The following is a 20,295-nucleotide window of genomic DNA, read 5'->3' on the forward strand; positions in this document are numbered from 1 at the left end:
CTCTTTCACAGCTGAATCCATGCCGTTTTCAGGTCGACATATTTGTCGAGCGCGTGCAGCGACTTGTCGTGGCCGTTGCCGGACTGCCTGACGCCGCCGAGCGGCACGGTGATGTCGGCGCCACCATAGGTGTTAACGTGAACGACGCCGGCCTTCACGGCGCGCACCATGCGATGCGCGCGGGCAAGGTTGGCGGTCCACACGGCGGAGGCCAGGCCATAGGGCGTGGCGTTGGCGATTCGCACGGCGTCGGCCTCGTCGTCGAAGGGGATCACCGCCAGCACCGGGCCGAACACCTCCTCGCGCGCCAGCGTGATGTCGGGTCGCACGGCATCGAAGACGGTGGGGGTCATGTAGAAACCGCCGGTCTCTTCAAGGATGCGCCGACCGCCGGTCTTCAGGACGGCGCTTTCCGACGCGGCCTTTTCGACGTGGGACAGGTTCTTCGACAGCTGTTCGGCACTGTTGATCGCACCCGCCTCGGTGGCGCTGTCTAGCGGATCGCCGACCTTCATCGTCGCGGCGATGGCGGCGACCTTTTCGGCGAAGGCCTCGTGGATGGAGCGCTCCACCAGCAGGCGCGAGCCGGCCACGCAGACCTGGCCGGAATTGCGGAAGATGCCGTAGGCGGCGGTCCTGGCCGCCTGGTCGAGGTCCGGCGCGTCGGCGAAGACGATGTTGGGCGACTTTCCGCCGAGTTCCAGCGAGACGGGCTTCAGGTTCGAGCGCGCCGAATACTCAAGCAGCCGGCGTCCGACGCCGCCCGAACCCGTGAAGGCCAGCACGTCGACATCCATATGTAGCCCCAGCGCCTCGCCGGCGACCGCGCCGCGGCCGGTGACGACGTTGAAGACGCCGTCCGGCAGCCCGGCCTCGGTGCAGAGCTCGGCAAGGCGCAAAAGCGTCAGCGAGGCCGACTCCGCCGGCTTCAGCACCACGGTGTTGCCGGCGGCAAGGGCCGGCGCGATCTTCCAGGCGCCGATCATCAGCGGGAAGTTCCAGGGCACGATGGCGCCCACTACGCCGACCGGTTCGCGGTGGACGAGGCCGAGCACGTTCTCCGCCGTCGGCGCGATCTCGCCATAGACCTTGTCGACCGCCTCGGCGTAGTAGCGGAAGGTGCCGGCGCAGCTTCCCGGCTCCGCCTTGAGCGCCATGGCGATCTCGGTGCCGTTGTCGCGCACGCCGAGCACGGCAAGTTCCAGCGCGTGCTTCTCGATCAGATCGGCGATGCGGTGCAGCACCTTCTTGCGCTCGGGGGGCGCCGCGCGCGACCAGGCGCCCTTGTCGAAGGCCGCTCCGGCGGCGGCAACGGCGCGGTCCACATCCAAGGCGTCGGCATCGGCAATCGTGGTCAGCCGGCTGCCGTCAATCGGTGACACGACGTCGAGCGTGCCGCCGGCTTCCGCAGCCTGCCGCGCGCCATCGATGAATAGGTCTTGAGGCGGAACCCGCAGGTTGCGCAGCGCGTCAATCTGTTGCTGCTGCATGACTCAGCCCTCGCTTGATGATAGGGATCGTGTAGGTTCCCGCCGTGCTGATCGCAGCTGTGCGACGACGAACAGGGCGACGGCGGCAACGGCAAATACGAGCAGTGTGGCGGCGATCGGCCGGGTCAGGAAAATCGCCGGATCGCCGTTCGAGAGGCTGAGCGATTGCTTGAGCCGCACCTCAAGCATCGGTCCCAACACCAGTCCGATGACCAGCGGGAAAGCCGGGATGCCGTTGCGCAACATGAAACGGCCGATGACGGCGAAGATCACGGTGATCAGGGCGTCGGAGAGCCGGTAATTCTGTGTGTAGGAGCCGATCAGCGCCAATACGAGGATTGTCGCGCCGACGATTTTTGGGTTGAGGTTCGAGAGCCTGACGATGTGCTTCGTCGAAAAAAGCAGAAAGACAAGCACCAGCACGTTAAGCAGAAAGAGCGATATGTAGAGGCCGGATATGAAGTCGGGGTGCTGGGCGAAGAGCTGTGGCCCCGGAATGATATTGTGGATCATGAATACGGCAAGCAGCATCGCCATCAGCGGATCGGCCGGAATGCCCAGAGACAGGAGCGGCACCAGCACCGTCGATGTGCAGGCGCTGATGGACGTCTCCGAGGCAATGAGGCCCTCGGCCGAGCCTTTGCCAAATTCTTCCGGCTTTTTTGAAAAGCGTCGCGCGAGCGAATAGGAGAGGAACTGTGCCCCGAACTCGCCGACGCCAGGCAACAGCCCCATGACCACGCCGAGGCCCGACGACCGCGCGAGCGTACGCGGGTATCGGAAGACCTCAGCGAGTCCTCGGAAGCGGCTCTGCTGGGTAAAGTCCTCTCCCGGTTTCCGGCGGCTGCTGGTGCCAAGCAGTACGAAAGCCTGGGACATGGCGAACAGTCCGATGACGACCGGCACCATGGGAACGCCGCCGAGCAGCCATTGCTGACCGAAAGTGTAACGCTGCGTGTTAAAGGGGGATTCGAACCCGACCGATCCCAGGAACATGCCGATCCCCAGCGAGAGAACCGCCGCGACGATGTGCTTCTGATGCGCAAGTAGGACTGAAACGAGGGCGAGGATTGCCACCATCGCGTATTCCGGTGCGCCGAATCGTTCCGCCACCTTTGCGAGATAGGGCGCAAGCAATACAAGCGCGAGCACGGATATGGTGCCGCCGACGAAGGAGGAGGAATAGGCGATCGACAGCGCCCTGTGCGGTTCACCACGCTTGGCCATCGGGTAACCGTCATAAGTGGTCAGCACGTTGACTGGCGTGCCGGGCACCCGGATCAGAATCGCCGGTATCGCGCCCCCGTACCAGGCGCCGCCATAGGCCCCGAGCAGCAATGTCACACCCGGCAGCGGGTCGAGTTGCAGGCTGAAGGGTAACAGGATCGCCATGGCGCCGGCTGGCTCCAGACCTGGCACGGCGCCCACCATGATGCCGAGCAGCGCGCCCAGAAGCAGGCAGAGAACCACCTGCCATTGCGTGACGTGCTCCAGCCCTAGAAGGAAGGATTCGATCACAGAAAGCTCCCGAATGTATTGCCGACCCAGTCGGGCAACAGCTTGAAGAGGGGTGCCAGCGGGAACCAGAGGCCGATGCCGACCCGGAAGATGACGACGATCGCAGCGGTGGTGAAAAGGCCCGCCAGCACCCATTTCGTGCCGCGCAAACCGGCGCGCCAGATGACGAATTCCAGGAACAGCAGCGTCGCGATGGCAAATCCGAAATAGCTTACGGCGACCATGTAGACGCAGAAATAGAGCGCGTATTCGAAGGCCTCGACCAAACCGCCGAACGCCCACAGTGTCTTTGTGCGAAAGGCTTTCCTCTCCCGGGCACCGCGAAATGCCTTGAGAAACTGCCAACTCAGCGCCGCGCCGGCGACGATTGCCATGCCAAGGCTGACCAGTGGCCAGACGATTGGCGCCAGATACCACCCCTTGCCCGCGGGCTGCGCGCTTGTCGCGAAGGGTGCGAGCACGATGAGGATCATCGAGGCTGCCGTCAGGATCAGCGCGGAGAAGCCCTCGGCTTCTTCCGGCACGACTTCGTCTAGCTCGTCTTCGACGATCTCGAGTTCGGTTCCGGGAGGGCCGCTTCTGGTCATTTCAGGTTTCCACCAAGAGAGGCCGGCGCCGTCTCAAGCGCCGACGCAATGGCCTCAGTTTTCGAGGAACTTCAGGATTTCCTCGGCCTTCTCGTAATCCGCGTTGATACGAGCCGCGGACTCATCAGAATCAAGCCAGTAGATTGGCGCGCCCGAGGGCCGCACGATCGTCTCGGCCTTATCCGAGCCGATTGCCTTTTCGGCGATGGCGGCGATCTTGTCCTTGATCTCCTGGGGGGTGCCCTTTGGTACGAACAGACCGTTCCAAAGCGTCAGGTCCATTCCTGGAACCTGGCTCGAAAGCAGTGGAGCGTCAGGGGCGATCGACAATGGCTCCGCTGTATAGGCAGCGAGGATCGTGAGATCGTCAAGACAGCTCAGGACCAACTGCATCGTCGTGTTCATCACGTCGGCATCGCCGTTCTTGAGCGTCGAGCAGTCTACCATTTCATAGGCCGCATCCGCGGAATAGCTGAAGCCAAGCTGCTTTGCCGCCGCGAAGGTCGCCATGGAGGGAATGAGATCGTAGCCGAAGTGGGCGAGCGTGACCGGATTTGACTTCGCGTATTCAGCAAGCTCGGACAGAGTCTCATATGGCTTATCCTTCAGCGTCACCAACGCGAACGGATAGGTCATGAATATGCCGATCGGCTCAAACGACTCGCGGGTATAGGTGGCATTGGCACGGATGATATGCATCGTCGGTACGTCAATGACGAACGAGCCGATGGTGTAGCCGTCCGGATCGGATTGAGCGACCGCTGTCGCGCCTTCTACCGCACCGCCTCCCGGCCGGTTGACGACCTTGGCGGGCACGCCGGTCTCCTTGGACATTTCCTCTGCGATGACGCGGGTCAGTTGGTCTTCGATATCTCCAGGAGGCCAGGGAACGATGAAGGTGACAGGACGCTCTGGATAGTCGGCGAAGGCCGGAGCGGCGGACATGCTGGTCGAGAGTGCGAGGGCTGCAGCCAGCCCCGCGATCCATTCTGCGCGCATTGCGTAAACTCCCATATTGACATCGGCTATTCGGTTCATTATTATCACCGATGGTGAAAATATGTTGCAAGCTTGCGCCGCTTCTGTCAAGAGTCATTTGCCGGCAGCATGAGCGCATCCGTTGCGGAGGGTGAATGCGAAATGGCCCAGACAATGGGAACTGTGGACAAGGCTCTGATTTTGTTGGAATTTTTTACCGTGGCGGAGCCAGAATGGGGATTGAGCGAGTTGGCTCGCCGGGCCGGGCACGACAAGGCGACCACGCTGCGGCTCATGAATAGCCTGATGCGCGGCGGCTTCGTCGAGCAGCATCCAGCAAGCAAGAAATTCCGGCTCGGCAGAAACATCCTGAAACTTGCCAGGGTGCGCGAGGCGAGTTTCCCGATTGCAACTGTGGTCGAGCCGGTGTTGAACGGTCTGACCGCAGAAACCGGCGAGACCGCGCATGCCGCGCTCGGTTCGGGATCGGGGATGATCACGATCGGCATTGCCGAGCCGCAGCGATCCACGAGGGTCTATGTGGATCCCTCCCAGCCACTTCCGTTTCACGCAACGGCATCTGGCATTGCTTACCTGGCCTTTGCAGATCAGCAGACCGTTGAGGGTGTGCTCTCCAGCACTTTTGAGAAGCATACCGAGCGGACGGTTCGCAATGCCGGCGAATTGCGCAAAGTCCTCTCGGATACGCGCACGCGCGGCTTCGCCATTTCGGCACGGACCTTCGAGACTGAAGTCGTGGGCATTGCCGCCCCGTTTTTCGACACGACGGGTCACGTCTACGGAACAGTCGCCGTCGCCACCGTTGCGTCCCGCTTTAGCCAGGACATCGAGCCATCCATCGCTGCGGCTGTGAGGCGCGCCGCGAATGAAGTTACAGCGGCAATTGGAGGCGTACCTCCCATTGAATCCGCTCTTGTCGAGGAAACGACTACGTGATCTGTTCCGGCAAAGCCCTGGTCCTTGATTTCGGCGGCGTGATCTCGAGGACGCTGTTTGAGACGCATGCGCTTACCGAGAAGGTGCTTGGGCTGAAATCGGGCACGCTGACGTGGCGGGGACCGTTCGATCCCGACAGCGACCCGTTGTGGCGGTCCATGCAGAGCGGCGACATCTCCGAGCGGGACTACTGGCTGGAGCGCACGCGCGAAACCGCTGCGCTGGTCGGCCAGACCTGGACGCGCATGGAGGAGTTCGTCACGGCAGCACGCGGCGCCGATCCGGAAACGGTCATTCGTCCGGAAGCGCTCGATGCGATCGCGGCGGCGAAAAGGGCCGGGTGCAAGCTCGCTATCCTCTCCAACGAGCTCGACCTTTTCTATGGCGCGGACTTCCGCAAGCGCCTGCCTTTACTCGCCGATTTCGACCTGATCGTCGATGCTACCCATACCGGCATTCTCAAGCCCGCCTCCGGCGCTTTCGTCTTCATCATCGAGGGGTTGGGGATTCCAGCGGCGAACTGCGTCTTTGTGGACGATCAGGCGAAGAATATTGCCGGTGCCGTTTGCGTCGGCATGCAAACCGTACATTTCGACGTCCGTAATCCGCGTGAGAGCTACGATGCCGCGCTGGATCTGCTGGGCGTACATCGAACAAGGGAGAATGGCTGATGCTGCATGACAACAACTTCCTGAAGGAGAACAACGCGAAGCACCTGTGGCATCCGATGGCCCATCCCGCAGAGATGCGCGCACATCCGCCCAAAGTGCTCATCGCGGCGGAGGGCGTGACGCTCACCGATGCCGATGGCCACAAAACGCTCGATGCTGTCGGCGGACTCTGGAACGTGAATCTCGGCTATTCCTGCGATCCCGTGAAGAAGGCAATCGCTGACCAACTCAGCGCACTTCCCTACTATTCCGCGTTTCGCGGCACGTCCACTGGACCCGCGGTCGAACTCTCGTATGAACTGGCTCAATGGTTCAAGGAAGACGGTCTGGTGCGCAGCTTCTTCACGTCGGGCGGCTCTGACAGTGTCGAGACAGCGTTGCGCCTGGCGCGCCAGTATCACAAGATCCGCGGAGAGCGCGACCGCACGAAGTTCATCAGCATCAAGAAGGGCTATCACGGCACCCATTTCGGGGGTGCGTCGGTAAACGGAAACGCGAATTTCCGGCGCAACTACGAACCGCTGCTACCGGGCTGCTTCCAAATTCCCTCACCCTATCTCTACCGCAATCCGTTCAACGAGACGGATCCGGCGAGGCTGGCCGAGCTCTGTGCCGCGGCGCTTGAGGACGAGATCGCCTTTCAGGGTGCCGACACAGTTGCCGCCTTCATCATGGAGCCGGTTCTGGGGGCGGGGGGCGTAATCCCGCCGAATGAAAACTTCATGCCAAAGGTGCGTGAGATCTGCGACCGCCACGGCATTCTGCTCATCGCCGACGAGGTGATCACCGCTTTTGGCCGCACCGGCGCTTGGACGGGTTCGCGTCTTTGGGGGGTGAAGCCCGATCTTAGCTGTACCGCGAAGGCCATCACCAACGGATATTTCCCTTTCGGGGCGGTGTTGATTTCGGAAAAGGTGGCTGAGGTGTTCGAGAACGACGCGACTGCCTTTGGCGCAATCGGTCACGGCTATACCTATTCGGCGCATCCTGTCGGAGCCGCGGCTGCACTCGCATGTCTGCCGGAGTTTAAGAAAGCCGATGTGGCCGCTAATGCCGCCGCAAGAGGCGAGGAGCTTCTGGCCGGCTGCCTCGGCTTGAAGAAGAGGTATGATCTGGTCGGAGACGTTCGCGGAAGGGGACTGATGGTAGCCTTAGAGCTTGTCGCCGACCGTACGACGAAACAGCCTGTGGACAAAAAACTGATCAGCCTCGTCTTCGAGACGGCTTATGCGGCCGGCGTCATGGTTCGCGTCTCGGGTAACAATATCATTCTGTCGCCACCGCTCGTCATCACGGCCGACGACGTGGGCAAGGTCGTTGCGGCGATCGAAGCCGGACTCGCGGCAGCTTGAACGCAACCGGTTGGAGGGTCTGTAACTATGAAAATCCTTGTGCCAGTGAAGCGGGTGATCGACGCCAATGTGAAGCCTCGGGTGAAGGCTGACGGCACGGGTGTCGAGCTTGCGAATGTGAAGATGGCGATGAACCCGTTCGACGAGATCGCGGTGGAGGAGGCGATCCGGACGAAGGAAGCCGGCAAAGCGGACGAGGTCGTTGTGGTTTCGATCGGTCCCCAGCAGGCGCAGGAAACGATCCGCACCGCGCTCGCCATGGGCGCCGACCGCGGTATCCTGATCAAGTTCAACGAAGCGGTCGAGCCACTCGCTGTCGCCAAGCTGCTCAAGGGCGTCGTGGACGAGGAGAAGCCGGCGCTGGTGATCCTGGGCAAGCAGGCGATCGATGACGACAGCAACCAGACCGGCCAGATGTTGGCGGCGTTGCTGGGCTGGGCGCAGGGCACTTTCATCTCGAAGATCGAGATCGACGGCGGCAAGGCGAAGGTCAGCCGGGAGATCGACGGCGGCCTGCAGGTCGTCGAGCTGAAAATGCCAGCCATCGTGACGACGGACCTGCGCCTCAACCAGCCGCGCTATGCTTCGTTGCCCAACATCATGAAGGCCAAGAAGAAGCCGCTCGATGAAAAGAGCGTTTCCGACTACGGCGTCGATATCGCGCCGCGGCTGAAGGTGCTCAAGACCGAGGAGCCGGAGGGCCGCAAAGCTGGCATCAAGGTGAAGGACGTTGCAGAGCTGGTCGACAAGCTCAAAAACGAAGCTGGCGTCATCTGATTGGAAACAGGAGACAGAACAATGGCCATTCTTCTCGTTGCCGAGCACGACAATGCGACCCTTTCCGACCAGACCGCCAGGGCGCTGACTGCCGCGCTCCAGATCGGCTCGGATGTTGACGTCCTCGTCGCTGGCAAAGTCGCCAAGGGTACGGCCGATGCCGCCGCCAAACTCAAGGGCGTGCGCAAGGTGCTGCTCGCCGAAGCCGACGAGCTCGCCCAGCGCCTGGCCGAGCCGACAGCTGCACTCGTCGTCTCGCTTGCCGACGGCTACGACGCTCTGGTCGCGCCGGCCACCACCGACGGCAAGAACATCATGCCCCGCGTTGCCGCCCTGCTCGACGTCATGCAGGTCTCTGACATCGTGGAGGTGGTATCGGCCGACACCTTCAAGCGGCCGACCTACGCCGGCAACGCCATTCAGATCGTGCAGGCTACCGACGCCAAAAAGGTCATCACGGTGCGTACAGCTTCCTTTTCTCCAGCCTCCCAAGGCGATGCTGCTGCCGTCGAGATTGTCTCGACGGCAGCAGACCCGGCTGTGTCAAGCTTCGTGGAGAACAGAATAGCCGAAAGCGACCGGCCGGAACTCGCCTCCGCCAGGATCATCATCTCCGGCGGCCGGGCGCTCGGCTCGAAGGAGAAGTTCGACGACGCCATCCTGCCTGTCGCCGACAAGCTGGGCGCGGCCGTCGGCGCCTCGCGCGCCGCCGTCGACGCCGGCTACGCGCCCAACGACTGGCAGGTCGGGCAGACCGGTAAGGTGGTGGCGCCCGAACTCTATATCGCCTGCGGCATTTCCGGCGCCATCCAGCATCTGGCCGGCATGAAGGACTCGAAGGTCATCGTCGCCATCAACAAGGACGAAGAGGCGCCGATATTCCAGGTCGCCGATTACGGCCTCGTCGCCGACCTCTTCGAGGCCCTGCCGGAATTCCAGAAGGCGCTTTGACGCGCCTGCGACCTTCATGATCCACTATCCTGAGGCAAAAATGACCGATCGCGGTTTCGTGCTCAACTTGTCGTGCGAGGACAAGCCCGGAATCGTCGCCGCCGTTTCTACTGAACTCACCGCATCAGGCGCCAATATCGCTGAGAGCGCCCAGTTCTGGGATCGGCATACCGGCAAATTCTTCATGCGCATTGCCTTTACGGTTTCCGCAGGCATCTCGAAGGACGATATCGGTCGGGCGTTAAAACCTGCGATCGACCGCTTCGACATGAAGACGACACTTGCCGATCAATCACGTAAACCGAAGATCATCATCTTGGTCTCTAAGTTTGACCACGCGATGCTTCATCTGCTTTACCAGGTCAAGGTCGGCTGGCTCAATGCCGAGGTTGTCTCCATTGTTTCGAACCATGAGGACAGCCGGCATAGCGCGGAACTCGAGGGTGTCCAGTATCATTGCTGGCCCGTCGAGAAGGAGAACAAGGCTGAGCAGGAAGAGAAACTCCTCAACCTGGTCCGAGAAACGGGTGCGGACCTCGTTGTGCTCGCACGCTACATGCAAGTGCTGTCAGACGGTCTATCAAAGCGCCTGTACGGCAAGGTCATCAATATCCATCATTCGTTTCTTCCATCCTTCAAGGGCGCCAAGCCCTACCATCAGGCGCATGAGCGCGGGGTCAAGCTTATTGGTGCAACGGCGCACTACGTTACGCCGGACCTCGACGAGGGGCCGATCATCGAGCAGGAGACCGAGCGTGTCAGTCACGCCATGAGTGCTGACGATTTCGTGGCGACTGGGCGCGACATCGAAAGCCGGGTTCTCGCTAGGGCTGTGAAGCTGCATTTGGAAGGCCGGGTGATGCTGAACGGGCTAACCACGGTCGTCTTTACGCAATAGCCGATACTGCCAAGGCGCTCGGGATGGACTTCGCCTTCCATAACGAAAGCAAAAAGATGAAGGTCATCATCATGGTCTCGCGCTTCGGCCATTGTCTTAACGACGTATTGTATCGTTGGCGCATCGGAGCTCTGCCGATCGACATCGTAGCCGTTATCTCGAACCATATGGATTATCAGAAACTCGTCGTGAACCACGACATTCGCTTTCACGGCATCAAGGTCACGAAGGAGACCAAGCCCGAAGCCGAGGCGCAGCAGATGCGCATCATCGAGGAGACCGGCGCAGAACTGATCGTTCTCGCCCGCTACATGCAGGTCTTGTCGGATGACATGTGCCGGAAAATGTCCGGCCGCATCATCAACATCCATCCATCACTCTTTCCTGCCCTCGTTCAAAGGGGCAAATCCCTACAAGCAGGCTTTTGAGCGCGGGGTGAAGCTGATCGGTGCGACGTCGCACTATGTCACCGCCGACTTGGATAAGGGGCCGATCATCGAGCAGGATTTCGTGCGCGTGACGCACGCCCAGAGTCCCTCCGACTATGTGTCGCTCGGCCGTGATGTCGAAAGTCAGGTCCTCGCACGTGACATCCACGCGCATATCCACCGCCGCGTCGTCCTCAACGGAAACAAAACGGTCGTCTTCCCTGCCTCACCGGGCTCCCATGCTTCGGAACGAATGGGATGACGCCGAGTGCATCGCCCGGCCGGAATGCCCGCTTCGCTCAGCGGCGCGCGAACGTCGCCGCAAGATAATCCATCCGCGCACGGCGGTATACGTCCGGCAGAGACAGGGCCCAGATGAACAGCCCGCCCGCGTGCCTGCCGATGAAGGACTGGTCAGGCGTTGTCGTCATATAGGTCAACACCATGAAGAGCAGTGTGAAGAAGGCGAAGACGAGCCCGCGCGGGGCACGGCCGATCGCCACATGCCCGGCTCCCGGAAGCATGATTGCCAGCGCCAGTACGAAATAAGGGTTGAGCGGTCGTCTCGTCATGGGCTTGTCTCAGGCAACTTCCGGCAGGTGGTGTTCGGATGCATAGTCCATAGCCGACCGCAGCAGTTCCGCATCCTGAAGAGCTTTGCGCACGAGCGCGGGCCGGACCGCTTCCACCGGAAAGCGGATCTGCCGGTAGAGCATGTGCGCGCCCCGGTCGCCCTGTGCGATCTGACGTACTATGCGGACGCCTCCCGGCGTAATGGTAGCTTCCTTCAGGGTCACGTCCGTGAACAGGCTCCGGAAGGCCGCACCCATGCGCTCGACGTCACGCGCGTTCGCGCAGCGCCCCCGCATCAGAAGCGGAATCTCGGCCTCGAAGGGCGGAGCGACCCATTCCGGCAAGCCCGGCACAAGAGAGTAGAATTCGGCGCCCGTCGGCCTCGCGAGAACGCCGAGCGAAGGTCTCGGGGAAGGGGAGGGCTCATGGACCGTCACCTTGAGCCAGAGCTGAGGCAGCCTGCGCGGAACCAGCGTGTCGGCAATGATCTCGATCCTGACCCGACGCCCGTCGGAAACGGTGCCGGACAAAACAGGAAAGCCGTCCTGGCCGATTGTGATCGATGGATTGAACAGGAGACCTGCGGCGCCGTCCAGCAGGCCGGAGCGCCGGCGCATCATGCCCCGATAGTCCGACCATGCCTTGGCAAAAAGCCCGCCTGATCCGGCTGCAACGAACAACAAGAAGGCCAGGTTCGTAAGGGTCATCGATGCTCCAGGGCGGGATGGCGGCGGCGCCTTTTGGCGCCGCCCATCCACCTCTTCAATAGCCTATTGGTCTCGGCCAGGGCATGGTGAACTGGTCGCCGCGCTTGACGAAGCGGTAACGCCAGAAATGGAACCACAAGGAAGCGATGATGTAGAAGCTCATCATCGCGATCAGCTGTGTGCCATAGCCCAGAAAGACGGCGAAGTATGTTGTGCCGCAAAGCAGAAGCAGCACGATCGCCGGCAGCGGATGCCACGGATGAACATAGCCACGCTTGATCGTGCCCAGCGGCCACTTCTTCCGGAACATCAGCATATTGAAGGTCATGAAGGTGTAGCCGAGCAGACCCGACAGGATGGAGAATGTGATCACCTGGTCGAGTGGTGCCCCAAGAGCGAAGATGAGCGCGATGGGGACCAGAAAAACGATCGACCTGTAGGGGGTCCGGTATTTCGGGTGCACCGCACCGAACCAGCTCGGCAGATAGCGGTCGCGGCCCATCGAGAACCAGGCGCGCGAGGCGTCGTTGATGCAGCCGTTTGCAGATGCCGTGGTGGCGAAGGCGGTGCCGACGAAGAGCAGCACCATCAGGCTCGTGCTGCCGGTGACACGAGCGGCGTCGAACAGCGGCGTGCCCGATTCGCCCAGATACTCCCAAGGGATCAGACCCGAGCAGACATACCAGGTGAGCGTTGCCGCAATCAGCAGGGTCATGATGCCCGCCATGGTGCCGTAGGGTAGCGAACGTGCCGGAGAGCGGACTTCCTCTGCCGCCTGGCAGGTGCCCTCGATCCCCAGATAGTACCAGAGGCCGAAATGCAGCGCCGCGACGATGCCGAGCCAGCCGTAGGGCAGCGGTTCGGTGTTGATCGCCGAAAAGTCGAGCGGTACCGCCGAGGCTCCGAACTGCACCGAGAAGAACAGCATGATGATCGCGGCGAAGGCGACCGCGGTGATGACGAAGTTGAAGCTGAGCGAGGCGAGGACGCCACGGTAGTTGAGCCAGGCGAGCGCCAGGATGGTGAGGATGATGAAGGGCTGCTGGTTCAGTCCTTCGTGCCCCTGCATGCCGGCGACCGTTTCCAGCAGGAAGCCGATCGTGATCGCATTGGCCGCCTCCAGCATGGTGTAGGCCATGACCAGGAACAGGCCCACATTGAACGCCATCAGTGGACCGACGATATGCTTGGCCTGGGCGTACTGCCCGCCCGCCGCCGCGACCGTGGAGGTCACTTCCGAATCGATCATGGCCACGCAGGTATAGAGCAGGCCGGCGACCCAGCAGGCGACCAGGCCGGCGATCATCCCGCCCTTTCCGACGGAGAAGTTCCAGCCCATATACTCGCCGACGAGGACGATGCCCACGCCGAGAGCCCAGACATGGCCCGGCCCGAGCACGCGCAGCAGGCTCAGTCGTTCAGTCGACGTTGTGGAAATGTTGCTCATCTCGCCCTCCTCAGAGCTCGTGCTTCTCTTGCGTCAGCTCCAGTTCGCCTTCGCGAGAGGAGGTGAGGAGCTCGTTGTCATAGGTGGAATCAACGCGCGCGAGGTCGATGAGCATTCGAGCGGCGAAGAAGATCGACAGCGCCCAGGCGCCGTATTCCAGATAGTTCCAGATGTCCATGAAGCTCTCCCTAGCGCTTCTGCCCGAAGCGCTCTTCAATGACCTCCCGATACTCCCTGTCGGAAAGCCGGACGACGAGAACGAAATAGCCGATCACGAAGATCGCCATGGTGATAAGTGCAAGCCAACTGAAACTGTAATCGAAACGTGCCGTGACGATCTCGTTGGCAGCGGCCGGATCAACAACGCCAAGCGCTGCCCATTGCTGCTGTTCGACGGGATTCTGCCCAAGCGCCTCCCAGGTCGGATTCTCGATCGGGTCGGGCACCTTGTCGGCACCCGCAAGCCCGAGATAAAGCGGTAGATAAAGCGCGCCGATCGTGAGGACCAAGAGGACCAGGACGTCGAAGATCTGCCCGACGAAGCTTTGTTTCGGAGGCCGATAAGCCATGTTCCTTCCTCCTCAACGTCTGCGGCGTCGGCGCATCTCGTCCAGATGCGTGATGTCGAGCGTGTAGATGAAAGTCTTGTCGTTGTGGTAGTGACGCAGCATGGCGGCAATGGCCGCAGTGTTGAAGGCAAGAACCAGCCCACCTGCGACGATCAGGATTACCCGAATGGCCCCGTTCCCGATATCGGGCCAGACGTTGAAGAGCACGAAGAGGACCGCCGCCCATAGAGCGACCACAAAAGCGACCGCGCCGACGCGGTCCCGGTGGTGCATCCTGTCAATACGCTGTTCGATTGTAGGCGGGCTGGCCCGTTCCTGGATGGTCGCTTCCATGTCTCCTCCCAGACCTGTCTAGCGTTGCTTTTTAGGCAAACTATTTGCCTGTGAGGAATATGATCGCCTAAAAGGTGCGCATGTCAAGAATAGGCTGTGCTGCACTGCACCAATACTTCTGCTGCTTTCGGTCAAAAAAGTGGTGCCTTCGAATGCACTTGTCCTTCCTGAATAGAGACAATCTCTTGCTCTGCTTGATGCAAGGATCTGAAGTTCTCGTCGCTTTGGACGGACCAAGTTTCCGGCCGGAGGGGGAGCATGGCCGAAGTGAAATCGGGAATTGTGAGCGTGCGCGCGGTGAAAGAAAAGCCCATTCGGGCAGCCGGTTTCCGCCGGACGCGCAATTTGATTTTCTTTCCCTACACTACTAGAATGTTCACTTGCAGTGAAGCAAAGCAGCATGAGGAAAGAAAATGTCGTCATCCGAAGCAACGGCTGGCAAGAGGCCGAAAAGGCGGGCTTCGGAGCGTAGCTCATCCGGGCTGCCCGAGGGGGCGAAGACCGCTGCCGATGCGCATTCGCCAGTGCTGAAGCAGGATCCGCATGCCGTCCGCGAACCTCGGGAGAATGTGCTCGAGATCGCAATCGGCCGTGAAGTTCGCGCCCGCCGGAAACAGCTTGGCCTGACGGTGGCCGATCTTGCCTCGGCCACGAACATCTCGCTCGGGATGCTGTCGAAGATCGAGAACGGCAACACCTCGCCTTCGCTCACGACGCTGCAGGCGCTGTCGCGCGCGCTCGGCATGCCTCTTACCGCATTCCTGAGGCGGTTCGAGGAAGAGCGAAACGCCGTGTTCGTCAGGCGCGGCGAAGGGGTCGACGTCGAACGCCGCGGCACCCGCGCCGGCCATCAGTACACCCTGCTCGGGCACATCGGCGCCAACACGAGCGGTGTGGTCGTCGAGCCGTACCTTATAACGCTCACCGAGGAGTCGGATGTGTTCCCGACCTTTCAGCATGGCGGGCTTGAATTCCTTTACATGCTGGAGGGCGAACTCACTTATCGTCATGGCGACAATCTGTTTTCCATGAGGCCGGGGGACAGCCTCTTCTTCGATGCGGATGCGCCTCATGGCCCCGTGGAGCTCACCTCCCGGCCCATCCGCTATCTCTCCATCATTTCCTATCCGCAAAGCAGCATTCCCGACTGAACGCCTCGCGACAGTCACTGCGAAAGAGACGCTCAACGCCCCTGCCAACCCCACAACGGAGCGTGGGCCAGCTTGGTCATTTGTTCTCTGAGATGAAAAAAACATTCATGCCAGTTGAATTTCGATGGGGAGACTGCTAGCCTCACTCCACCATCAATTGTGGTGAGGTGAGCGCCATGTGCGGCATTGTTGGTCTCTTCCTGAAAGACCGTTCGATGGAGCCCCAGTTGGGTTCGTTGCTCTCTGAGATGCTCGTTTCGCTCAGCGACAGGGGACCGGACAGCGCGGGGATCGCGATCTACGGCTCGGCTAAGGAGGAGGCGGGCAAGATAACGGTCCAGTCTCCCGCGCCGGACGAGGATTTTCCCGGACTGGACAGGGAGCTTGCGGCCGCGATCGGTCGAGACGTCAACCTTTCAGAACGGTCGACTCACGCCGTCATTTCCGTGCCCCTCACCAAGATGGAGGAAGCAAAGGCGGCCATCGCCAGGCTTCGCCCCCGCATGCGCCTCATGGGCGCGGGTGGTGCCGTGGAGATCTACAAGGAGGTCGGGTTGCCTGAAAAGGTCGTCGAACGCTTCGGAATTCCCGGCATGGGCGGGACCCACGGGATCGGCCATACCCGGATGGCAACGGAATCCGCCGTCACCACGCTGGGCGCGCACCCGTTCTCGACCGGGCCTGATCAGTGCCTGGTTCACAACGGCTCGTTGTCGAACCACAACAATCTCCGCCGCGAGCTCACGCGTGAAGGAATGACGTTCGAGACCGAGAACGACACCGAGGTCGCCGCGGCCTGTCTCTCCTGGAGGATCGCCCGCGGAATGGATCTCGGCAGCGCACTGGAAGCGAGCCTCGATGAACTGGACGGTTTCTTCACCTTCGTCGTTGGAACCAAGTCGGGCTTCGGCGTCGTGCGTGATCCGATCGCCTGCAAGCCTGCCGTGCTCGCCGAAACCGAACGCTATGTCGCCTTCGGATCCGAGTACCGGGCCCTGGCGAAACTGCCAGGGGTCGAGGATGCCAAGGTGTGGGAGCCCGAACCCTCCACCGTCTATTTCTGGGAGCACTGATTCATGCACGCATTGAATCTTGCCGAAGCATCGACGGCAAAGGTCGTCGACCTTGCGCAGGTCCCTCTGCGCGAACTCAATCAGGCGCTGCACGAGATCGAAGCGGACTCGGACGGTTCGAATTGGGAGATTCTCAACCCCGCCGGCAGCCATGCGGTCGCGGTGGGGGTCGAGAGACCGGTCACCGTCGATGTGCGGGGCAGCGTCGGGTATTACTGTGGCGGCATGAACCAGAACGCCACGCTCACCATCCACGGATCGGCGGGACCCGGGCTCGGCGAGAACATGATGTCGGGGACGATCAGGGTCAAAGGCGACGCCAGCCAGTATGCCGGCGCAACCGGTCGCGGGGGATTGCTGGTCATCGAAGGCAATGCCTCGTCCCGATGCGGGATTTCGATGAAGGGAATCGAAATCGTTGTGCACGGCAATGTCGGCCATATGTCGGCCTTCATGGCGCAATCGGGCAATCTCGTCGTGCTCGGTGACGCGGGGGACGCGCTCGGCGATTCCATTTACGAGGCGCGGCTCTTCGTGCGCGGAAATGTGAAAAGCCTCGGTGCCGACTGCGTCGCCAAGGAAATGCGCCCGGAGCACCTGAAGCTGTTGCAGGGGCTGCTTGACCGCGCGGGGGTTACGGGCGTGAAGCCGGAAGAATTCACGCGATACGGCTCGGCGCGCACGCTGTACAATTTCGACATCGACAACGCCGATGCATATTGAGGGGGCCGAACAATGACATATCACAACCCTCCGACGACCCCCCGCCGCTCGGCCACCTTCGACGAGTACACGCTGTCGGAAATCCGCCGGGCCGCGGCGACCGGCATCTATGACATTCGCGGCGCCGGCGCGAAGCGCAAGGTCCCCAATTTCGACGATCTCCTGTTCCTTGGCGCCTCCATTTCCCGATACCCGCTGGAGGGCTATCGTGAGAAATGCGAGACGAGCGTCGTGCTCGGCGCGCGGAACGCCAGGAAGCCGATCCACCTCAAGATCCCGATCACCATCGCCGGCATGAGCTTCGGCTCTCTCTCCGGACCTGCCAAGGAGGCGCTCGGCCGCGGGGCCACCCTCGCGGGGACCTCGACGACCACCGGCGACGGTGGCATGACGGAAGAGGAGAGGGGGCATTCCAAGATCCTGGTCTATCAGTATCTGCCCTCCCGCTACGGGATGAACCCGCGCGACCTGCGCCGCGCCGACGCCATCGAGGTGGTTGTCGGCCAGGGTGCCAAGCCCGGCGGCGGGGGCATGCTGCTCGGCCAGAAGATATCCGACCGCGTGGCCGAGATGCGGACGCTCCCCAAGGGCATCGACCAGCGCTCCGCCTGCCGGCATCCGGATTGGACGGGGCCGGACGACCTGGAGATCAAGATTCTCGAACTGCGCGAGATTACCGATTGGGAAAAGCCGATCTTCGTCAAGGTCGGCGGCGCCAGACCCTACTACGACGCCGCGCTGGCGGTGAAGGCCGGAGCGGACGTCCTGGTGCTGGACGGTATGCAGGGCGGCACGGCGGCCACCCAGGAGGTCTTCATCGAGCATGTCGGACAGCCGACGCTCGCCTGCATCCGCCCCGCCGTGAAGGCGCTGCAGGATCTCGGCATGCACCGCAAGGTGCAGCTCATCGTCTCGGGCGGGATCCGAAACGGCGCCGACGTCGCCAAGGCGCTCGCCCTCGGCGCGGACGCCGTTTCGATCGGCACGGCGGCACTGGTGGCGCTTGGCGACAACGATCCGCGCTGGGAAGACGAATACCGAAAGCTCGGAACGACCGCCGGCGCCTATGACGACTGGCACGAAGGAAAGGACCCGGCCGGCGTCACGACACAGGATCCGGAACTCGCCAAGCGGCTCGACCCGATCGCCGCCGGAAGGCGGTTGGCGAACTACCTCAAGGTGATGACGCTCGAGGCGCAGACGATTGCCCGCGCCTGCGGCAAGTCGCACCTTCACAATCTCGAGCCGGAAGACCTCTGCGCGTTGACGATCGAGGCGGCAGCTATGGCCGGCGTTCCGCTGGCAGGAACGGATTGGATACCGGGTAAAGGCAGCTTCTGATCAATAACAAGAACGAGGGCGGAACCTGCAGGACAGAATGGGAGAACTAAATGGGGACCGTATTCGAGAGCGCGTTGGACCGTCGGGTCAGGGACGATCTGGTGGAGTTCGCGAAGCAGAAGAACGTCAAATACTTCATGATCTCTTATACCGATCTCTTCGGTGGGCAGCGTGCGAAGCTGGTGCCCGCCCAGGCGATCGGTGATATGCAAAAGGACGGCGCGGGGTTTGCCGGCTTCGCCACCTGGCTGGATTTGACGCCGGCGCATCCCGACATGCTTGCGGTTCCGGACCCGGCGTCGGTAATCCAGCTTCCCTGGAAACCGGAGGTGGCTTGGATTGCCAGCGACTGCGTCATGGACGGAAAGCTGGTGGCGCAAGCGCCGCGAAACACGCTGAAGCGGCTTGTCGCCGACGCCGCCAGCGAGGGCTACCACGTCAAGACCGGGGTCGAGGCGGAGTTCTTTCTGATAACCCCAGACGGCAGGCGAATCTCCGACGAAGCCGACACCGCCGCAAAGCCCTGTTATGACCAGCAGGCGGTGATGCGTCGCTATGACGTTATCGCCGAGATCTGCGATCACATGCTCGCCCTCGGCTGGGGCCCCTATCAGAACGACCACGAGGACGCGAACGGCCAGTTCGAGATGAACTGGGCCTTCGACGACGTGTTGGCGACAGCCGACAAGCATTCCTTCTTCAAGTTCATGGTGCGGTCGATCGCGGAGAAGCACGGGCTTCGCGCGACCTTCATGCCGAAGCCTTTTGCAGGCCTCACCGGCAATGGTTGCCATATGCATATTTCCGTGTGGGACAAGACCGGCAAAACCAACGCATTTGCCGACAGCGGAATGGAACTCGGCATCTCCGAACAGGGCCGGCACTTCCTCGGCGGCATCATGAAGCACGCCTCCGCACTCGCCGCCATCACCAACCCGACGGTGAATTCCTATAAGCGCATCAACGCGCCGCGCACGGTTTCAGGTGCCACGTGGGCGCCGAACAGCGTCACCTGGACCGGCAACAACCGCACGCATATGGTGCGCGTGCCGGGGCCTGGCCGCTTCGAACTCCGGTTACCCGATGGCGCGGCCAATCCCTATCTGATGCAGGCCGTCATCATTGCCGCGGGCCTGAACGGCATCCGAAACAAGGCGGAGCCGGGCAGGCGCTATGACATCGACATGTATCAGGACGGCCACAAGGTAAGGGGCGCGCCGAAACTGCCGCTCAACCTTCTGGATGCGCTGCGCGAATACGACAAGGACAAGGCGCTGAAGGAAGCCATGGGCAAGGAGGTCTCCGCAGCCTATCTGAAGCTCAAGCGCGAGGAGTGGAACTCCTATGCCTCGCATTTCACCCAGTGGGAGCTCGACCATACACTCGACGTTTGAGCCCATCGCGTAATCCGCGGGAGGTCAAGGTCGCAAGGTGATCGCACCGATTGCACGATCAGGGATCCTCGGTGAGCCGGCCGGTGCGCGCTCGAGTGAGGCCTTTCCATGCCGTCGTCCCAATATCGCCAAGCCCGGCGATGTTGACGGCGGAGAATGACGGAGCACTCATCCCGGAATCCACCTTCGTCAAACACTTGCTCCTCTGCAGCCGCAGGTTGCTGGCCAGTCCGCAGCAAGACGATATCGAACCGGAGGCCGAAAGCGCTTCTGTCATCGCCGAGCGCCTCGCGGCAACACATCGCTGCCCATTCCGCGGAGAGCCGATAATCACGCTCGCCATCTGGCGGTGCGGACAAGCGTCGCCGAGCCCCTTC

Annotated in this window: 21 protein-coding genes and 1 pseudogene; 12 read left to right on the top strand and 10 right to left on the bottom strand. The window is 61.7% G+C overall.

All coding sequences use genetic code 11. The annotated features are described in order from the left end of the window. Positions 1 to 5 precede the first annotated feature (5 nt). The 4 genes from ACFP9U_RS03300 to ACFP9U_RS03315 are packed head-to-tail and all read right to left on the bottom strand — an operon-like array spanning position 6 to position 4,633. Positions 6 to 1,490, bottom strand: a complete 1,485-nt coding sequence (locus ACFP9U_RS03300) for an aldehyde dehydrogenase (RefSeq protein ID WP_378619001.1) — start codon at positions 1,488 to 1,490, stop codon at positions 6 to 8. Between the two features lie 3 nt (positions 1,491 to 1,493). Continuing rightward, positions 1,494 to 3,008 carry a tripartite tricarboxylate transporter permease gene (locus ACFP9U_RS03305; RefSeq protein ID WP_378619003.1) on the bottom strand — a complete coding sequence of 505 codons (1,515 nt, stop codon included), beginning with the start codon at positions 3,006 to 3,008 and terminating at the stop codon, positions 1,494 to 1,496. Next, positions 3,005 to 3,595 (bottom strand): tripartite tricarboxylate transporter TctB family protein, encoded by a 591-nt coding sequence (locus ACFP9U_RS03310; protein WP_378619004.1) that lies wholly within the window; start codon positions 3,593 to 3,595, stop codon positions 3,005 to 3,007. The genes ACFP9U_RS03305 and ACFP9U_RS03310 overlap by 4 nt, the downstream gene beginning before the upstream one ends. 54 nt (positions 3,596 to 3,649) lie before the next feature. Then, on the bottom strand, positions 3,650 to 4,633 hold the full coding sequence (locus ACFP9U_RS03315) for a tripartite tricarboxylate transporter substrate binding protein (RefSeq protein ID WP_378619006.1): 984 nt from the start codon (positions 4,631 to 4,633) through the stop codon (positions 3,650 to 3,652). Positions 4,634 to 4,735: 102 nt separating this feature from the next. On the opposite strand from ACFP9U_RS03315, the gene ACFP9U_RS03320 reads away from it, so the two are divergent. From ACFP9U_RS03320 to ACFP9U_RS03350, 7 genes and pseudogenes are all read left to right on the top strand, one after another. Next, the gene (locus tag ACFP9U_RS03320) at positions 4,736 to 5,530 is read left to right on the top strand and encodes an IclR family transcriptional regulator (protein WP_378619008.1); all 795 of its coding nucleotides are present in this window, start codon (positions 4,736 to 4,738) and stop codon (positions 5,528 to 5,530) included. After that, positions 5,530 to 6,201, top strand: a complete 672-nt coding sequence (locus tag ACFP9U_RS03325; protein ID WP_378619073.1) for an HAD family hydrolase — start codon at positions 5,530 to 5,532, stop codon at positions 6,199 to 6,201. The genes ACFP9U_RS03320 and ACFP9U_RS03325 overlap by 1 nt, the downstream gene beginning before the upstream one ends. 2 nt (positions 6,202 to 6,203) lie before the next feature. Next, positions 6,204 to 7,553: an aspartate aminotransferase family protein gene (locus ACFP9U_RS03330; RefSeq protein ID WP_378619075.1), complete on the top strand. Its 1,350-nt coding sequence runs from the start codon at positions 6,204 to 6,206 to the stop codon at positions 7,551 to 7,553. Between the two features lie 27 nt (positions 7,554 to 7,580). Then, positions 7,581 to 8,330, top strand: coding sequence for an electron transfer flavoprotein subunit beta/FixA family protein (locus ACFP9U_RS03335; protein ID WP_378619009.1), 750 nt, complete (start codon positions 7,581 to 7,583; stop codon positions 8,328 to 8,330). Positions 8,331 to 8,351: 21 nt separating this feature from the next. Beyond that, positions 8,352 to 9,281 (top strand): electron transfer flavoprotein subunit alpha/FixB family protein, encoded by a 930-nt coding sequence (locus tag ACFP9U_RS03340; protein ID WP_378619011.1) that lies wholly within the window; start codon positions 8,352 to 8,354, stop codon positions 9,279 to 9,281. A gap of 40 nt (positions 9,282 to 9,321) precedes the next feature. Then, positions 9,322 to 10,179, top strand: coding sequence for a formyltetrahydrofolate deformylase (gene purU / locus ACFP9U_RS03345; RefSeq protein WP_378619076.1), 858 nt, complete (start codon positions 9,322 to 9,324; stop codon positions 10,177 to 10,179). A 53-nt stretch (positions 10,180 to 10,232) separates the two neighbouring features. Then, positions 10,233 to 10,869, top strand: a pseudogene (locus tag ACFP9U_RS03350) (formyltetrahydrofolate deformylase); the annotation flags it as partial. A 37-nt stretch (positions 10,870 to 10,906) separates the two neighbouring features. On the opposite strand, the gene ACFP9U_RS03355 reads toward ACFP9U_RS03350, so the two are convergent. Genes ACFP9U_RS03355 through ACFP9U_RS03380 form a run of 6 tightly spaced genes read right to left on the bottom strand, consistent with a single transcriptional unit; the run spans position 10,907 to position 14,236 of the window. Then, positions 10,907 to 11,179: a hypothetical protein gene (locus ACFP9U_RS03355; protein WP_378619013.1), complete on the bottom strand. Its 273-nt coding sequence runs from the start codon at positions 11,177 to 11,179 to the stop codon at positions 10,907 to 10,909. Between the two features lie 9 nt (positions 11,180 to 11,188). After that, a complete protein-coding gene (locus ACFP9U_RS03360) occupies positions 11,189 to 11,887 on the bottom strand; it encodes a hypothetical protein (RefSeq protein WP_378619015.1) in 699 nt (232 codons plus the stop codon). A 55-nt stretch (positions 11,888 to 11,942) separates the two neighbouring features. Continuing rightward, positions 11,943 to 13,334 carry an APC family permease gene (locus tag ACFP9U_RS03365; protein ID WP_378619017.1) on the bottom strand — a complete coding sequence of 464 codons (1,392 nt, stop codon included), beginning with the start codon at positions 13,332 to 13,334 and terminating at the stop codon, positions 11,943 to 11,945. A 10-nt stretch (positions 13,335 to 13,344) separates the two neighbouring features. Beyond that, positions 13,345 to 13,512 (bottom strand): hypothetical protein, encoded by a 168-nt coding sequence (locus ACFP9U_RS03370; RefSeq protein ID WP_378619078.1) that lies wholly within the window; start codon positions 13,510 to 13,512, stop codon positions 13,345 to 13,347. Between the two features lie 10 nt (positions 13,513 to 13,522). Next, a complete protein-coding gene (locus tag ACFP9U_RS03375) occupies positions 13,523 to 13,903 on the bottom strand; it encodes a hypothetical protein (RefSeq protein WP_378619019.1) in 381 nt (126 codons plus the stop codon). Positions 13,904 to 13,915: 12 nt separating this feature from the next. Continuing rightward, positions 13,916 to 14,236 carry a hypothetical protein gene (locus tag ACFP9U_RS03380; RefSeq protein ID WP_378619021.1) on the bottom strand — a complete coding sequence of 107 codons (321 nt, stop codon included), beginning with the start codon at positions 14,234 to 14,236 and terminating at the stop codon, positions 13,916 to 13,918. A 413-nt stretch (positions 14,237 to 14,649) separates the two neighbouring features. On the opposite strand from ACFP9U_RS03380, the gene ACFP9U_RS03385 reads away from it, so the two are divergent. From ACFP9U_RS03385 to glnT, 5 genes are all read left to right on the top strand, one after another. Next, entirely contained in the window at positions 14,650 to 15,387 is a 738-nt protein-coding gene (locus ACFP9U_RS03385; RefSeq protein ID WP_378619023.1) for a helix-turn-helix domain-containing protein, read from the top strand. 176 nt (positions 15,388 to 15,563) lie between these two features. Beyond that, positions 15,564 to 16,460, top strand: a complete 897-nt coding sequence (locus ACFP9U_RS03390; RefSeq protein ID WP_378619024.1) for a class II glutamine amidotransferase — start codon at positions 15,564 to 15,566, stop codon at positions 16,458 to 16,460. Between the two features lie 3 nt (positions 16,461 to 16,463). Then, the gene (locus tag ACFP9U_RS03395; RefSeq protein ID WP_378619026.1) at positions 16,464 to 17,183 is read left to right on the top strand and encodes a protein GlxC; all 720 of its coding nucleotides are present in this window, start codon (positions 16,464 to 16,466) and stop codon (positions 17,181 to 17,183) included. Between the two features lie 12 nt (positions 17,184 to 17,195). Continuing rightward, positions 17,196 to 18,524 carry an FMN-binding glutamate synthase family protein gene (locus ACFP9U_RS03400; protein WP_378619027.1) on the top strand — a complete coding sequence of 443 codons (1,329 nt, stop codon included), beginning with the start codon at positions 17,196 to 17,198 and terminating at the stop codon, positions 18,522 to 18,524. A gap of 50 nt (positions 18,525 to 18,574) precedes the next feature. Then, positions 18,575 to 19,918, top strand: a complete 1,344-nt coding sequence (gene glnT / locus ACFP9U_RS03405) for a type III glutamate--ammonia ligase (RefSeq protein ID WP_378619029.1) — start codon at positions 18,575 to 18,577, stop codon at positions 19,916 to 19,918. The last annotated feature ends 377 nt before the right edge of the window (positions 19,919 to 20,295 follow it).

The organism is Nitratireductor sp. GCM10026969, from assembly GCF_042660605.1.
In the GTDB taxonomy this organism is placed as follows: Bacteria; Pseudomonadota; Alphaproteobacteria; order Rhizobiales; family Rhizobiaceae; genus Chelativorans.